Source organism: Methylobacterium frigidaeris, from assembly GCF_022179185.1.
GTDB classification, from domain to species: Bacteria; Pseudomonadota; Alphaproteobacteria; order Rhizobiales; family Beijerinckiaceae; genus Methylobacterium; species Methylobacterium frigidaeris.
The window spans coordinates 1-225 of sequence record NZ_BPQJ01000414.1; the positions used below are offsets into that span (position 1 = coordinate 1).

Consider the following 225-nt stretch of genomic DNA (forward strand, 5'->3'; position numbering starts at 1 on the left):
AGGTCGGACAGGTTGTCCACCATCGCGTTCAGCGTCCGCCCCAGACGGGCGATCTCGTCACCGCCCGGCATGTCGAGCCGCCCCGAGAGGTCGCCGTCGCCGACCCGCTCGACGAAGCCCATCACGGTCTCCAGCGGGCGCACCACCGCGGGCGGGCGCAGTCCCAGCGGCGTGGCCAGCGGCCGGGTCACCAGCAACGGCACCACCCGTGGATGAGCAAGCGCA

Annotated in this window: 1 protein-coding gene; it reads right to left on the reverse strand. The window is 72.9% G+C overall.

Annotated features, from left to right (window positions below; translation table 11 throughout):
* Window positions 1-225: HAMP domain-containing protein (locus tag MFF64_RS37515; RefSeq protein ID WP_238194166.1), on the reverse strand; the 225-nt coding region annotated here is incomplete at both ends.